The organism is Rhizobium sp. BK176 (assembly GCF_024808055.1).
This window is the reverse complement of sequence record NZ_JANUBV010000001.1, coordinates 1,606,274-1,619,251: the sequence shown is the minus strand read 5'-3', so window position 1 is coordinate 1,619,251 and position 12,978 is coordinate 1,606,274. Positions and strand designations below refer to the sequence as shown.

The 12,978-nt window shown below is 60.9% G+C and carries 18 protein-coding genes; 6 read left to right on the top strand and 12 right to left on the bottom strand.

Annotation, left to right across the window (positions count from 1 at the left end):
* Window positions 1–16: 16 nt before the first annotated feature.
* From FHT76_RS08750 to FHT76_RS08735, 4 genes are all read right to left on the bottom strand, one after another.
* The gene (locus FHT76_RS08750) at window positions 17–211 is read right to left on the bottom strand and encodes a hypothetical protein (protein ID WP_259185446.1); all 195 of its coding nucleotides are present in this window, start codon (window positions 209–211) and stop codon (window positions 17–19) included.
* Between the two features lie 9 nt (window positions 212–220).
* Window positions 221–886 (bottom strand): thermonuclease family protein, encoded by a 666-nt coding sequence (locus FHT76_RS08745; protein ID WP_259185445.1) that lies wholly within the window; start codon window positions 884–886, stop codon window positions 221–223.
* A gap of 147 nt (window positions 887–1,033) precedes the next feature.
* On the bottom strand, window positions 1,034–1,465 hold the full coding sequence (locus tag FHT76_RS08740) for a hypothetical protein (RefSeq protein ID WP_259185444.1): 432 nt from the start codon (window positions 1,463–1,465) through the stop codon (window positions 1,034–1,036).
* Between the two features lie 25 nt (window positions 1,466–1,490).
* Entirely contained in the window at window positions 1,491–2,531 is a 1,041-nt protein-coding gene (locus tag FHT76_RS08735; RefSeq protein WP_259185443.1) for a PcfJ domain-containing protein, read from the bottom strand.
* A gap of 118 nt (window positions 2,532–2,649) precedes the next feature.
* Here FHT76_RS08735 and FHT76_RS08730 point away from each other — a divergent pair, with 118 nt between their 5' ends.
* Window positions 2,650–3,834, top strand: coding sequence for a hypothetical protein (locus tag FHT76_RS08730; RefSeq protein ID WP_259185442.1), 1,185 nt, complete (start codon window positions 2,650–2,652; stop codon window positions 3,832–3,834).
* Between the two features lie 4 nt (window positions 3,835–3,838).
* On the opposite strand, the gene FHT76_RS08725 is transcribed toward FHT76_RS08730, so the two are convergent.
* The 6 genes from FHT76_RS08725 to FHT76_RS08700 form a co-directional block, all read right to left on the bottom strand.
* Entirely contained in the window at window positions 3,839–4,474 is a 636-nt protein-coding gene (locus FHT76_RS08725) for a hypothetical protein (RefSeq protein ID WP_259185440.1), read from the bottom strand.
* An 82-nt stretch (window positions 4,475–4,556) separates the two neighbouring features.
* Window positions 4,557–5,141: a TerD family protein gene (locus FHT76_RS08720; protein ID WP_259185439.1), complete on the bottom strand. Its 585-nt coding sequence runs from the start codon at window positions 5,139–5,141 to the stop codon at window positions 4,557–4,559.
* A 56-nt stretch (window positions 5,142–5,197) separates the two neighbouring features.
* A complete protein-coding gene (locus FHT76_RS08715; protein ID WP_259185438.1) occupies window positions 5,198–5,773 on the bottom strand; it encodes a TerD family protein in 576 nt (191 codons plus the stop codon).
* Between the two features lie 93 nt (window positions 5,774–5,866).
* Window positions 5,867–6,322: a tellurite resistance TerB family protein gene (locus tag FHT76_RS08710; protein WP_259185437.1), complete on the bottom strand. Its 456-nt coding sequence runs from the start codon at window positions 6,320–6,322 to the stop codon at window positions 5,867–5,869.
* An 18-nt stretch (window positions 6,323–6,340) separates the two neighbouring features.
* A complete protein-coding gene (locus FHT76_RS08705) occupies window positions 6,341–7,582 on the bottom strand; it encodes a TerD domain-containing protein (protein WP_259185436.1) in 1,242 nt (413 codons plus the stop codon).
* A 44-nt stretch (window positions 7,583–7,626) separates the two neighbouring features.
* Complete coding sequence (locus FHT76_RS08700; RefSeq protein ID WP_259185435.1) at window positions 7,627–8,217, bottom strand: TerD family protein; 591 nt, start codon at window positions 8,215–8,217, stop codon at window positions 7,627–7,629.
* 154 nt (window positions 8,218–8,371) lie between these two features.
* Here FHT76_RS08700 and FHT76_RS08695 point away from each other — a divergent pair, with 154 nt between their 5' ends.
* Genes FHT76_RS08695 through FHT76_RS08685 form a run of 3 tightly spaced genes read left to right on the top strand, consistent with a single transcriptional unit; the run spans window position 8,372 to window position 10,958 of the window.
* Complete coding sequence (locus FHT76_RS08695) at window positions 8,372–8,749, top strand: transposase (protein ID WP_259185434.1); 378 nt, start codon at window positions 8,372–8,374, stop codon at window positions 8,747–8,749.
* Complete coding sequence (locus FHT76_RS08690) at window positions 8,746–9,801, top strand: ATP-grasp domain-containing protein (protein WP_259185433.1); 1,056 nt, start codon at window positions 8,746–8,748, stop codon at window positions 9,799–9,801. The genes FHT76_RS08695 and FHT76_RS08690 overlap by 4 nt, the downstream gene beginning before the upstream one ends.
* Window positions 9,801–10,958: a trypsin-like peptidase domain-containing protein gene (locus tag FHT76_RS08685; RefSeq protein ID WP_259185432.1), complete on the top strand. Its 1,158-nt coding sequence runs from the start codon at window positions 9,801–9,803 to the stop codon at window positions 10,956–10,958. Before FHT76_RS08690 ends, FHT76_RS08685 begins: the two co-directional genes overlap by 1 nt.
* Here the strand turns inward: FHT76_RS08685 and FHT76_RS08680 are convergent.
* Window positions 10,923–11,135: a YlcI/YnfO family protein gene (locus FHT76_RS08680; protein ID WP_259185430.1), complete on the bottom strand. Its 213-nt coding sequence runs from the start codon at window positions 11,133–11,135 to the stop codon at window positions 10,923–10,925. The two genes, FHT76_RS08685 and FHT76_RS08680, sit on opposite strands and share 36 nt — an antisense overlap.
* Window positions 11,135–11,347, bottom strand: coding sequence for a hypothetical protein (locus FHT76_RS08675; RefSeq protein WP_259185429.1), 213 nt, complete (start codon window positions 11,345–11,347; stop codon window positions 11,135–11,137). The genes FHT76_RS08680 and FHT76_RS08675 overlap by 1 nt, the downstream gene beginning before the upstream one ends.
* A 116-nt stretch (window positions 11,348–11,463) precedes the next feature.
* Here FHT76_RS08675 and FHT76_RS08670 point away from each other — a divergent pair, with 116 nt between their 5' ends.
* Both FHT76_RS08670 and FHT76_RS08665 read left to right on the top strand, forming a co-directional pair.
* Entirely contained in the window at window positions 11,464–12,204 is a 741-nt protein-coding gene (locus FHT76_RS08670; protein ID WP_259185428.1) for a hypothetical protein, read from the top strand.
* Between the two features lie 40 nt (window positions 12,205–12,244).
* On the top strand, window positions 12,245–12,925 hold the full coding sequence (locus tag FHT76_RS08665) for a hypothetical protein (RefSeq protein ID WP_259185427.1): 681 nt from the start codon (window positions 12,245–12,247) through the stop codon (window positions 12,923–12,925).
* The last annotated feature ends 53 nt before the right edge of the window (window positions 12,926–12,978 follow it).

Genomic DNA, 12,978 nt, shown 5'->3' with positions numbered 1-12,978 from the left:
ATCTCCTCGCCTGTGTTCAGCTGGCCATGCGCTTCAGGATTTCGACCTTGAGTTCGGCGGTGTACGCCTCGTAGACGGTGCTTTGCGCGGATGATGTCGTCCAGTCGTCCGAATTGCAAACGCGGACGAACTCGTCCAGGAGTTCGCTGTCGCTGGCCGACGACACATCCATTTTCGGGAAGGTTTCCTTCCACTCCTTCTTGCGTGCCATGCGCCTCTCCTACTTACCCCAGACCGGCGCGCGCCATCCCGCTTCGATGGCCTCGTCCTCCGAGCAGAACCAGCGTTCGCCGTGCTTGAGGTTGATGCTGGTCTTGGCGTACCACGGAGACCAAGGCGTGTGGTAGATGTTGCCCTGCTTGGAGATATTGCCCTTGATCGGGCATCCGGAGGGCGCGTCCTGCTTGGCGACATCCCACTTGTGGGAGCGGTAGACCCACGGCTCTTCGGTCTTGGCCTGCCAGACACCGATCTGCGCTTCGCGTGCCGCCTGTTCGAGCGGCGCGTAGTCCTTCGAGTATTTCACGTAGGCCCAGGCGTTGCCCGTTTCGACCATCCGCGCGTTGACGACGGTGCCGTCGGTCGCCACGCAGACGCCGATGGTGCGGCCGTAATCGTCGTTGCCGCCGCGGTCGTCGCAGGTGACGCCGTTAGCCACGAGGTCTTCCATTTCGGCGATGGCTGCCGCGCCGCAAGCCCACTTGCCGCCGCCCTTCCTTTCGCAGGTCTGGCCGGCTTCCGGCGCGTCGATACCGTGAAGCCGGTATCTCACCCCTGCGATCTCGAGCGTGTCGCCGTCAACCACGCGCGCGGTCGCGCCGAATGACTGGGAGGCGAAAACGACGGTTCCGAGGGCGGCGGAGAGAAGAACGGACTTGATGCGCATCGTGGCTCCTTCGGGTCTTGCTTTCGCGATATCGCATACTCCGGGAGATCGGCGCTCGCAACTGCTATTTGGGGTTGACGCTCAATAAGGCGTGGCGAAACGTGAACGAGGTTCACGAAAGGTGAATGTCGGTGCCTTCGAAGGCCGTCACGACGGCTTTTTCGCGAAGCGAAGGGCATTCGGATCGATCGACTTCGCCCCGCGCATTTCGGCTTGCTCGATCTTACGGGCGACATAGGCCTTCGCTCTGGCGGTCATGGACCGAGGAACCGCGATATCGTGCTCGCGCATCTTCTCGTGCGCCCACTGCTCCGCCTCCATCTCCTCGACGTGGCGCTTCTTGCGCTTCTCGGCATGCAAGTGGGCGTGTGCGCATTCGTGCAGCCAGATGTAAAGGCTCTTTCGCGTGACAGGTCGGGGGCCGCAGAGATGTTTCTTCGTCGGACAGCACATTCCGGTCAGGCTCTTCCTGAACTCGGACGTCCAGCCCTCCGGCAGGTAGGACATGCCAACCGCATAGAAACGGTCGGCCGCAGTCCGGCGGGCCGCCTGGAGGTCTTCGGCGCTCATCGGCTTCATGGCGAAACTCCTTCCGGCGTTTATCTCAGATCGACGGGCGAAGGACAGTGGTTTTCGGCCAGTAATCGGTCTTCACCTTCTTTTTCAGGTGATCCGGAACCACCTCAAGCGGAGCGCCGTCGGCGATAATGTCCCCCCACACATCCAGGTCGGCGGGAAGCTCGCGGATCGCGGTGTTGGAGATGTCGAGGCTCTCGGTAACGGTCAGCCCCGGCGGAAGCTCCGTCAGGCCCTCGTGGCCGAGTTCGAGCTTGCCGTTGATCGTCATGTTCGGAGGGAGGACGACAGCGAACTCGCTTACGAGATCGGTATCCCTGGTGACGGTGATGCCTTCGGGGAGCTCGCTTAGAAGGTGGACACCGCCGTCGTCGTCGATGATGAAGCCCATTTCGCCGGGCGTTCCTCCAAGCTCGGCGTCAATCTCCTTGATAAACGCCTTCAGCATGTCGAGGTAGCGACGTACAGGCAGTGTGTTGCCCTTTCCCTGGAGCTGGGTGATCGACCGGTATTTCTTCATCTCCTCGATCTCGAGGGTGACATGACTGCCGCCTTTGGGATCGCGCAGCGAGAAGTAGCCGTTATCGTCATCGGCGAGCATCGCGTCGTAGGCACCGTTGCCGATGCAATGGCGCATCATGCGGGACTCTTCGTCCAGCGCGGCCGGCGTCAGCAGCCTGACGATCTTGTAGCCGTTGTCGAGTTCGGCGACGACCTGAACGTCTTTCTCCGTGAGTTGCGTGTGCGCGACCCTCGCCGCCGCCTGTTCCATCGCCTTGTTCGCCTCGTCGAAGATCGCGTCGATTGAACCGAATTTGAGGAGTTTCTTCGGTACGCCGTTGTCGTCCTTGCGCGCCAGCCAAGGCGCGGACCGAATGACCTCGGCCGTCAGCCAGTCGGTGATGTGCATGATCTTCCGGCGGTCCCGCCTGAAGTCGACCCGCGTGTCGCGGTCGTAGTCGCGAAGCGCGATCCGGCCGACGCAATGGGAAAGAAGAACCCGTACGGTCGTATCATCCGTGAAGGTGATGATCTGCGCCCTGACATCAAGTTCGTTTCGATCTTCCATCAGAAGGCTCCTTCGAGTTGGGGTCTTCATATATTTCCGTTTTGGCGCGCTGTCAAACGAAGACACGACTTGATGGCTGACATCTGTCGCTTTGTTCCATGCCGTAACGGATGCGCAAATGTCGGACAAGGAGAAGACCATGCGCCTCGATATCCGACTGCCGATCCGATTCCGCGCGGTGACCAAACGCAGCCCGCGCGAGCGCCACGTGTACTGCTCGAAGCGTCTGAACATCGCCGTCCCCGAACTATCGAGAAGCGAGGCCGAAGTCGCATTCCGGATGCGCGAACGCAACGGCGATCATCAGCTGATTACGGTAAATGAGCGGTTGTATCGTCCTCTGGTAACAGGGAACGCGACAGCCGAGACGGTCATGGCCAGGTTCGGGGCGGCTTTCTCCGTCCTACCTGCCGGTCCGATTTCGGTGATGCCTGCGACCGAAATCACCCGCCCAGACCTGTATATCCCGTCTCCCGTGCGGCTTCCGATCGAGTTCCACTATCATCGGCAGGCATTGCTTCGTCGAAGAGGTGCGCCAGGCGATTGGCCGAAGGGCGGAACGGAGCTGGTCAGGAACGACAACGACATTTTTCTCGAAGAAACGCGGTGGGCGAACACAAGAAATTCGCTCGACTTCGATGCCCTGATGGAAAAACTCGACACGGCGAACGAGGACGACCTCGAACTCGCCGAGCGGACGCACGATGCGCAACTCGCGAAACTGGTGATGATCGACGGAGAGCCGTGGTACGAGACACGGCCGCCATGCGTGAAGGTGAGAGCAGACGGTAGCGTCTACCACGTCGGGTTCCTGCCCGACTACGTTGATCATCACATAGGCTGGCAATATTTCGGCGTCGAGGAACTTGACGCTTTGCCATTCGAGTTCAAACCGGGTGTCCTACCAGACGGAGAGACGTTCGAATGCCATCGGCCGGATTTGCTGGCGTTCGACAGTCTCGGTCTGGCAGCACGCAGAACGACATCGGCCGTCTCCATATGGACGGCGCAGTCGTTGAACGATGTGAGGCGATGGGAGGCAAGGGAGCGGCAGGATATCGACGACGTGGCCGAGGATGCCGTTCGGTGGAACGAGCTTTTAGGCGAGGGAAACGACTTCGCACAGCATCTGGAAATGGCCGTGGACACGTGGAACGCGATGGGCAGTCCGGTCGATCATCTCGTTCGCGCCTACTCGGAAGGCCAGAGCCTGGCCGATGCAGCCAGGCTTGTATGCGAACGTTACCGTGACCGTCCGATATCCCTTGCGCTCGGAGCGCCTTGGACGCAGCCGAAGCCCTGATTACTCAGGCGGGAACGTAGGACGTCATGCGGCCGTCGTTGTCTAGCAGGATTTTTGCCCGCACCCCGCGTCTCCCCTTCACCTTGAACACGACGGCGTCGAGGCGGAAGTCTTCGAGGACGAGTTCGTTTCCTGACGGATCGAGCATGACATCCTCGTTGCCCCCAACGTCACGGAACCCGTTTCGATCAAGAAAGGCTTCGTTCTCCTTGTCGACGAGGAAAGCGAATTTTCTCTTTGGGCGCTGCTTCAGTCCGTAGACCAAGCCTCCGACCGCGAAAATGAGCTGGAGACCAAGGCCGACTAGGATCGGAGTGAGCGGGGGCGTCTGGCTGTTTTTTTCGGACAAGCCGGCCGCGACTACGGTTGCGGCGAACATGAAAAGGCCGAAGCTGAGGACGATCAGGAACAGGTTTGCCAGCACGGTGATAAAGAAGGTCGCGATTGGCCCACGATCATGTCCGCGCGACATGTTCCAGCAGCCGTAAGCGGTACCCGCGAGGGTCACCACGGCCACCACGATAAACAGGAAGTTGTCGCGTGTCTTGCGGTAGACATCGCGACCGAAGCTTAAACCGGCACCCGCAACGGCGGAGTGAACGAGAATGTCCATCAAGGACCCGCGGGAGTATCTGGCCATAGGTTTTCCGTTGTCTATGCTTGAAGTCCGGATAGCGGAACGGGGGCGCGTGGCCCCCGTTCCTTCTCAACGTCAACGCGGATCAGGCGAGGTTGACGCCGAAATCGGCTGCGAGCTTGGCGAGGCCGCCTTCGTAGCCCTGGCCGACAGCCTTAAGCTTCCAGTCGTCCGGGGTCGAGCCGCGGTAGACTTCGCCGAAGATCATCGCCGTCGAGACGGAAGCGTCTTCCGACAGGTCGAAGCGGGCGATCTCGGCATTGCCTTCCGTGTTGACGGTGCGGATGTAGGCGTCGCCGACCTGGCCGAAGTTCTGGCCCTTCGTAGCTGCTTCGTGGATGGTGACGGCGAAGATCAGACGCTTGACGTCGGCAGAAACCTTCGACAGGTCGATCTTGACGGCTTCGTCATCGCCGTCGCCTTCGCCGGTGCGGTTGTCGCCGGTGTGTTCGACTGCGCCGTTGTCGCCGAGCTTGTTGTTGTAGAAGACGAAGTCGGTGTCGTTGCGGACCTTGCCGTTCTCGTCGACGATGAAGACGGAAACGTCGAGGTCGAAGGCAGCGCCGTCGGTCGTGCGCGGCTTCCAGCCGAGGCCGACGAGGAGGTTCTTGAGGCCCGGTGCTTCCTTGGTGAGAGAGACGTTACCGCCCTTGGAGAGAGATACTGGCATGGGTGTGTTTCCTTTGACTTTGAGGGTGTCGTAACTGGTGGAGGGTGATCAGCGCCTTAGGAGGCGCTGATGCCGTACTGTGCGCAGACCGCGCCGAGACCGCCGGCGTAGCCCTGGCCGACCGCCTTGAACTTCCATTCGCCGTTGTGGCGGTAGAGTTCGCCGAACAGCATGGCAACTTCGGTGGAAGCGTCTTCCGACAGGTCAAACCGGGCGACTTCGCGACCGGTTTCGTCGTTCACGATGCGGATGAACGCACCGCCGACCTGGCCGAAGTTCTGGCGACGGGCCTGCGCTTCGTGGATCGTGACCACGAAGACCATCTTTTCGACGTCGGCCGGCACGAGCGGAAGGTTGATCTTGATGGCTTCGTCGTCGCCATCGCCCTGTCCAGAGCGGTTGTCGCCGGTGTGCTGGATGGAACCGTCAGCCGAGGCGAGGTTGTTGTAGAAGATGAAGTCCTTGTCGCCGCGGACCTTGCCGGTCGAAGCCAGAAGGAACACCGACGCGTCGAGGTCGAATTCAGCGCCGTCGGTCCCGCGTGGGTCCCAACCCAGACCGACCAGAACCTTCTTGAGGCTCGGGTCTTCCTTGGAGAGCGATACGTTCTGGCCTTTAGAGAGACTTACCATGGCTTTGCCTGATCCTTTTGTCTTGGTTTTACGTTCGGTGTCGGGTGCCGCCGCCCCAGCGGAGGCGACACCATCGCCCTGACCGGGCGCGCTTCAGGCGAGATTGAATTCCGCCGGGTCGAGGCCGAGTTCACGGGCGATCTCGGTCGCCGCCTTGATCTCGCTTGCGTCGAAGTTCTGATCGGCGTTCGCGACGAGAATGGCCACGCGCACCAGTGTGCGGGACGCGCCGGCGTCTGCCTTGTTCTTGCCGATGACCTGGAGGGCTTCCATGTCGGCGAAGTCCTTGTCGTTTTCGTACTTGGCCGCCCACTTCTTCCAGAGGGCGATATTGTCGTCCATCTTGAAGACGGAGAGAACGTCGGAGCTCTGGATGAAGCCCATCATCTTGATCTTTTCCTTGGGATCAACGATCCCGTCCGCGTAGGCCATCTTCGCGCATGCCGCGATGACGCCCTCGTGGAACTTCGCGTTCTTGAATTTGCCGACTTCGTCGAGCGCTGCCTTCTTGGCGGCGGCGAAGTTCGTCTTAAGCCATTCGAGTGCCATTTTACCTGATCCTTTTACTTACTTGCTTCCCGCGACCCAACGAAGACCCCAGGAATAATGCTTGTCCAGTTCCTGCGTGCTTTTGAAGTACTTGACCTCGCGGCGCACGCTGATTTCCCCGCCGATGTTCTCGAGCAGGACAATCCCGCAGTTTTTCATGCTGCTCGCACCTTCATCGAGTTTGATCTCGATCGGCGGATTATCAGGAACGTAGACCGTGACGACACCGTCCGTCTGCGTCCAGTTTGCCACACCCTCGTAGATGAAGGTGTAGATGATGATGCGCTGGATGTCGTTCCAGCGCGAACCGTTGATCCGCAACCACTCTCCGTCGGCGCTCGCGCCGGTCCGGTCGTCCGCCATCAGCTTGATGAACGGTTCGCGGTCCAGGTCGCCGAACGCGTTGCCGAGTGCCTGCACGGCGCTTTTCTGGCCGTTCTTCAGCTCGTACAGGCAACCGAGGTCGAGATCGATGTCTTTCGATCCACCAGCGAACCAGCCGCCCTTCTTGCCCTTGTTCCAGTTGAGGTTGATCTTGATCTCGCCGAAGGAGGACCCCTTCTTGGCGAGACTGATCTTGGGCTGCGTCTTCGTCAGCGTCACCTTGGAAAGGCTGACGGGTGGGGTTGCCGGAGGAACAGGCGGTGCGGCAGGCGTTGCCGGGCGCGGTGGCGCTGAGGGTGCCGGTGCCGGTGCGGGGGAAGGTGCCGGATCGTCGATGCGAACGCCGAAGCCCTCGGCCAGCGGCTTGAGGCCGCCGTTATACCCCTGCCCGACCGCGCGGAACTTCCACTGGCCGTTGCGGTTGTAGAGTTCGCCGAGAATGAGGGCGGCTTCCGACATTCCCGAAACCGGGACTTCGAAGGTCAGCGCCGCCACTCCGGAGCGAATGATCGAGACGACAAGCGTGGCGACGTCCTTGAAGGACACGCGCTTTTCCGCGGCCTTGTCGATGGTGCCGGTGATCGCGATCCTCTCGGACGACGCCGGAAGTCGGCGCAGGTCGAAAGCGAAGCACGCCTCGGCCGTGCCATCGGCCGCCTGACGGTTGGTCTCCGTCACCCGAACGGCACCGGACTTGTCGGCTGGCTGACCATAGAAGATCATGTCGTCGTCGCTGGCGACCTTGCCGGACGCCGTCAGAACGAACGCGGAGACGTCGATCTCACCGATCGAGTGGCTTTTCAGCTTCCACCTGACCGAAACCTCGAAGTCTTCACCTGGGAGCGGCGCGTTGCCGCCCATCGTCAAAGCCGTCATATGTCCCTCAGCCCCTCGTCAAAGAATTCCAGACCCTGCCAGCCTCAAATGAGGCTGAGCGCGGGCGCTGCGAGGTCCCTGACGGTGCGACCGTTGGTCGGAGCGCCGAGAGCCTTGACCGTCCAGCCGTTGCCGTCACGACTGATGGCAGCCATGACGAAACCGGTGTTCGAACCCTTTTCGCGGAGCTCGTACTTGCAGATTTCCTTGCCGGTCTTCTCGTCGACAAGACGGCAGAAGGCGTTGTCTACTTCGTTGAAGGTCTGGCCCCGGAAGGAGTTGACCGTGACGATGATGTGGGCCGCTTCCTTGGTCAGGCGCGTCAGATCGACACGGATATATTCGTCGTCGCCGTCGCCGTCCCCCGTGAGATTGTCGCCGGAATGCTTGATCGAACCGTCCTTGGACTTCAGGTTGTTGAACCAGACTTCGTCGATGACCTTCTTGTTGGCGTCTGCAACGATGACGGATGCGTCGAGGTCGATGCTGTCCGAACCGCCGCCACCAAAGATGCCACCCAGCAGGCCGGTCTTCTTCTTGACCGGGTCCCAGCCGAGGCCGATGTGGAGCGTTGTCAGCGACGGGGCCTCTTTGGCGAGGGAAACGGTCTGGTTCTTAGCGAGCGAAATGCTCATGGATGCTGCTTCCTCTTTGGCGTCGGCGGTGTGCACGACAAAATTGTGTTGACTGCGTGTTGCCAAACAAACATAGGTGGAGAAAATCCGTTGTCAAGCGCCTTGCCAACTTATTTGCTTGCCAACTTGGTGGGGGTGTGTCAGAAACTCGATTATGGCTGTGAAAAGAAACCCTTATACAATCAAGCTCCAGGTCGTCTACGCAATTGCCTCGGACGTCGCTCCTATCCTTGCTGATGAGATCGAGGTCCTGTCCGAAGCGTTCCGGTCGGCAGCCCGTAATTTCAAGTGCGACATCATCTCGACATCAACCGGAGAGCGGTGGTTCGAGGCGATCCTCGCCACCGAGGCAGGCTTCGGAATTCCGAAGGCGATGACCTCTTTGAAGACGGTTACCTCGCGCGCCATGAATACGGCGCGGGGAACCACGGCGGTTTTCTGGGCACCTGGATACATGGTGTTCAGCATCGGGGAGGCCGTCAACCCGGAAGAAGCCGCGCTGAAGCTCGAACCAAAAGGACACACGAAGTGACTCAATCCGCTATCTGGCTCAATCAAATGCATGCCTCGCAACGAGATATCGCGGAGCTCGTCCGTCGGGGGTCGAATGGCAATATCAAGGTCATCTCCTCGCACGGCTCCGATCGCGAGGACATCTTCATGACCGCCGATGAATATTTCGTTGAGCCGTCTTCGTCGTCGGCGACTGACTTCGACTATGCTGAATGGGCCCTTAATACGGCCACCGCCAAACGGATCGGCGGCATGGTGGCGATGCGCAACCGCAAAAAGCTTCTCGCCGTGCGCGAAAACTTCGCGGTCCGGGGCGTGCGCCTCGCCGCCGGCGCGCTCGATGAAGACACCATCGACCTTTGCGATCACAAGGACCGCTTCACCGTCGCGATGAAGGCGGCCGGCATTCCGGTCACCGAAACCATCGCCGCAGATACGCTGGACGAGCTGAGGTCCGCCATCGCCGATATCGCGGCGACGGGTACCGAAGTCTGCGTCAAGCCGTCGGTCGGTGTCTACGGACGCGGCTTCTGGCATTTCGTTCCGGGTCTCAATCCCTTCTCCCTGTTCTCGACGATCGACGCCAACCAGGTCGACCCCGAGGTCTACATGGAAGCCTACGCCAAGGCCGAGAATCCGGGGACGATGATCGTCATGCAGTATCTGCCCGGCATCGAAAGCAGCGTCGACTGCGTCTGCGACGGCGGCACGCTCGTAGCCCACGCCGTTCGCCAGAAGTCGAGCGACCGCCAGAACGTTTTCACGGGCGGACGCGAGGTGGAAGTCGCCCGTGCCGTCGTCGCCGAACTCAAGCTCGACGGCCTTGTCAACGTGCAGACAAAGGCGGACGCCGCAGGCAACCCGGTACTTCTCGAGGTCAATACACGCCCCAGCGGCGGAGTCGGCTATTCGGCGGCCGCAGGGGTTAATCTGCCGCTCGCCTGCGCCCGCATGCTTCTCGGCGAACGGGTCGGCGACACATCGATTGCGACACCCGTGGTCATCCGTAGATCGGACGCCACCTACGCCCTGCCGCGCGCGACGGCCGCGCTGAACGGGTGGGCCGCCTGATGGCATACGACCTCGTTGCAGGAGCCAACGCGCTGATCCGTGGCGACGAGGTCGCGGTGCGCGTCCACGCCAACAACGGCGGGGCGGTGACTTTCGCGGTCGCCGTCCTGCCGCTTCCTTTCGGAGCCGATCCATGGCTTCCGCTACAGGACGCGACGCCGGCATACATCGCGAACGAACGCAGTCAGACCGAGTTCTCGCTGAAGCTTTCCCGGTTCGGCGACTCCGTGCAGACGGTGGCTCTCGTCCTCTACGCGAGCGCAACATCCACCACGCTGAAGCCGCTTCTCGACGTTTCGGTGGACGTGGACGAAAACAACATCCGCCTCCTGCCGGAAGACCTGACGGTGCCGAGCATCGTCTTTGCCGAACTCTACAGGCGCAGCGGCCAATGGAAGGTGCGCGCGAAGAAGGACGGTGTCTTCGACGGCATCGGTGAACTCGGCCGCCGTCTCGGCGTGAACGTCGTCGATCGCAGACGCGAGGAGCCAGCCCGGCACACGCCTCCCACGCAGCCGCCTGAAGGTCGGCCAGCGCCGGCCCGCCCGGGTCGAGGCGGACACGCCGACTGGACCGGTTCCGGATGCATGATCGCGGACCGCTTCCTGATCACGAACGCCCATGTCGTGGACAATGCGGATGAAATCGTGGTCTCCAGCTTCTCCGGAAAGACCCGTGCCGAAACGGTCATCGTCGACAACACGAACGATCTCGCGCTTCTGCGGCTCGGCAATTCCTTCGGACCGTCGAGGATCACCTTCAGGGATGCGGGCATCCATCTTGGCGAGGTGGCATACGCGATCGGTTATCCGCTGGCAGGCCTTCTTGGAAGTGGCGCGCAGTTCACTAGCGGATCGGTTTCAAACCTACTTGGCCTGGGCAACGACACCCGTCTCATGCAGATCACTACTCCGATCCAGCCGGGTTCAAGCGGCGGCCCGGTGTTCGACGACTGCGGCAATTTGATCGGGGTGGTGACGGCCATGCTGAGGGACGCCCAGAACGTCAACTTCGCGATCAGGTCGGCTCTCGTGCTGCCGATGCTCGACGCCGCGAACATCGATTACAGACGGTGCGACAAGGGACAGCCCTTGCCGATTTCCGATCTGGTCCGGGCGAACTCACCCTTCGTCTGGCGCGTCGAGTGTTTCGGCTGAACGACCGGAGGGCGACCGCCTCGCGATCTCCCTATCCACGGCCACCTGCAGGAAGGCGGTGCGGGTTTCGCCTTCTTTCCTGACCTCGTCGATCCTTTCGATGGTCCCGTCGGGGAACCTGCCGGGAATATGATCGAAGTTTCGTTTGGGGCGACCTCGTTTCACGTTGTCGTCCATCAGCCGACCTTTTCCTTGAAGATCATCGAAAGGATGTCGGCGCACCGGTCGCGGTAGTGTTTCGTCATCGACCGGCCGTGGTCGTCCTTCCCGAGGCGGTCCGGATCGGCATTGTCGGCGTGGAAATTCGTGACCGCCACCCGCAACGCCATGGACTGACGGTCGTCGAGCTTCACGCCGTTGATTGTGATTTCGGCTTCTTCGAATGCCATGGCTCACCTTTTGGTCTGACTGCGGTTCAATTTCATTTCTGATATCAGAAAATATAAGTTGACTAATAACTGATATCAGATAATTGTCCAGCCAGTTTTTAACGGAGTACCGCTTGATGCAGCCTATCTCGCTCGTTGACCTCGACGACACCCTCTTCCAGACGAAGCGCAAGGTGCCGCACCTTTCTGAAGACGAGCTGGTACTGGCTTCGGTCGCCACCAACGGCAGCCACTCATACATGACGAAGACGCAGGATGTCTTCGCGAAGTGGTTGCTCGAAGCGACGCAGGCGATTCCGGTGACGGCCCGCAGCTCCGAAGCGCTGTCGCGCGTGACCATCCCCTTCAACAGCTACGCCATCGTCTCCAACGGCGCGGTCATCCTCGATCCGGACGGCAAGCCCGACGCCGAATGGGAAGGGATCGTGTCGGAACATCTGCGTCCGCTCGACGACTACTTCGGCGAGCTGCTGGCGGCAGGCAATTCGGCGGCCGAGAAGCTCGGCGTTTCGATCCGCTCCTGGAAGGTCATGGAGGGCGAACTCGCCACCTATGTCGTCTTCAAGGAAAACGACGGCGACGGCTCGCGTCTTCAGGAGATCGCTCCGATCGTCGAAAAGGACGGCTGGGTCCGCCACCACAACGGAAACAACCTCGCCCTCATCCCGCCTGTCATCTCGAAGCGCCTCGCGAGCGAGTTCCTCGTCAAGCGCCTGCGCGAAACCGAGCCGCATCGCCCGGTCATCGGTTACGGAGACAGCGTCAGCGACTTCTCCTACCTGTCGCTCTGCGATTGGTGGGGTGCGCCGGGCAAGTCGCAGATCACCGACCTCGTCGTCAAGGGTGCCGAGAAGTAAGACGCTTCCCAATCCCGTCTGTCTCGGATAGACCGGCGCGATGACAGATTACGAAGACATCCGCCCGCAGGCGTTCCATGCACGCCGGCGGGCGTTCGACATCATCGTCGACGACCTGATGCGCGACTGCAAACGCAAGAGTTTTACCATCCGGCACGGAGAGTGCGGTCTCGTGTGCCGGAAATCCACGTTCGACGACCTCCCAGAGTTCAAGTTCCGAACCATCACGATGTTCGTCACCCGGGACGGACGGTCCATCGCGGCGGCGCGGTTCCGCCACTGGAGGATGACAGGTGAGTTATTCCCGGGAGCCGAGAGCTTTATCGCGGCCGCGGAATCCCATTCACGCGACGACCACGAAATGTCCGAGTTCGTCTCCGCTCACTGGCCGGATGAAGTCCATCCGCTGGAATACGGCGACATCGTCGTCTTCGACCGCCTTTCCGTCCTCACTCCGTCGCCAGATGTTTGGCCGCTGCTCACTAAGGGCATCGAGCGCCAGTTCGGGAAGACGATGTCGCTTCTCGTCCTCAAGGCGTTCCCGTTTTGGGAACCGGAATCCGGTGGGCCGCGAACCGTCGAGTTCCATCGCCGCCAATGCGGCATGAAGCGGCGCTTGCGTCGACTGTTGGATGTGACGACCGTCCAAGGTGAAGACAGCGACTGGATGTGGCGCGCGTTCAACGGTCGCGTGGAGCTGGCGTTCATGGGCGGTTTCTAGGATCGAGGGATCGCATTGACACCATCACGGCGCGGGCATAGAAAACACTGCGT

Coding starts and splice junctions, on each gene's coding strand:
- FHT76_RS08705 (WP_259185436.1), bottom strand. CDS start 7,582: ATGACGGCTTTGACGATGGGCGGCAACGCGCCGCTCCCAGGTGAAGAC.
- FHT76_RS08680 (WP_259185430.1), bottom strand. CDS start 11,135: ATGGACGACAACGTGAAACGAGGTCGCCCCAAACGAAACTTCGATCAT.
- FHT76_RS08735 (WP_259185443.1), bottom strand. CDS start 2,531: ATGGAAGATCGAAACGAACTTGATGTCAGGGCGCAGATCATCACCTTC.
- FHT76_RS08730 (WP_259185442.1), top strand. CDS start 2,650: ATGTCGGACAAGGAGAAGACCATGCGCCTCGATATCCGACTGCCGATC.
- FHT76_RS08685 (WP_259185432.1), top strand. CDS start 9,801: ATGGCATACGACCTCGTTGCAGGAGCCAACGCGCTGATCCGTGGCGAC.
- FHT76_RS08710 (WP_259185437.1), bottom strand. CDS start 6,322: ATGGCACTCGAATGGCTTAAGACGAACTTCGCCGCCGCCAAGAAGGCA.
- FHT76_RS08740 (WP_259185444.1), bottom strand. CDS start 1,465: ATGAAGCCGATGAGCGCCGAAGACCTCCAGGCGGCCCGCCGGACTGCG.
- FHT76_RS08700 (WP_259185435.1), bottom strand. CDS start 8,217: ATGAGCATTTCGCTCGCTAAGAACCAGACCGTTTCCCTCGCCAAAGAG.
- FHT76_RS08665 (WP_259185427.1), top strand. CDS start 12,245: ATGACAGATTACGAAGACATCCGCCCGCAGGCGTTCCATGCACGCCGG.
- FHT76_RS08720 (WP_259185439.1), bottom strand. CDS start 5,141: ATGCCAGTATCTCTCTCCAAGGGCGGTAACGTCTCTCTCACCAAGGAA.
- FHT76_RS08745 (WP_259185445.1), bottom strand. CDS start 886: ATGCGCATCAAGTCCGTTCTTCTCTCCGCCGCCCTCGGAACCGTCGTT.
- FHT76_RS08715 (WP_259185438.1), bottom strand. CDS start 5,773: ATGGTAAGTCTCTCTAAAGGCCAGAACGTATCGCTCTCCAAGGAAGAC.
- FHT76_RS08750 (WP_259185446.1), bottom strand. CDS start 211: ATGGCACGCAAGAAGGAGTGGAAGGAAACCTTCCCGAAAATGGATGTG.
- FHT76_RS08675 (WP_259185429.1), bottom strand. CDS start 11,347: ATGGCATTCGAAGAAGCCGAAATCACAATCAACGGCGTGAAGCTCGAC.
- FHT76_RS08695 (WP_259185434.1), top strand. CDS start 8,372: ATGGCTGTGAAAAGAAACCCTTATACAATCAAGCTCCAGGTCGTCTAC.
- FHT76_RS08670 (WP_259185428.1), top strand. CDS start 11,464: ATGCAGCCTATCTCGCTCGTTGACCTCGACGACACCCTCTTCCAGACG.
- FHT76_RS08725 (WP_259185440.1), bottom strand. CDS start 4,474: ATGGCCAGATACTCCCGCGGGTCCTTGATGGACATTCTCGTTCACTCC.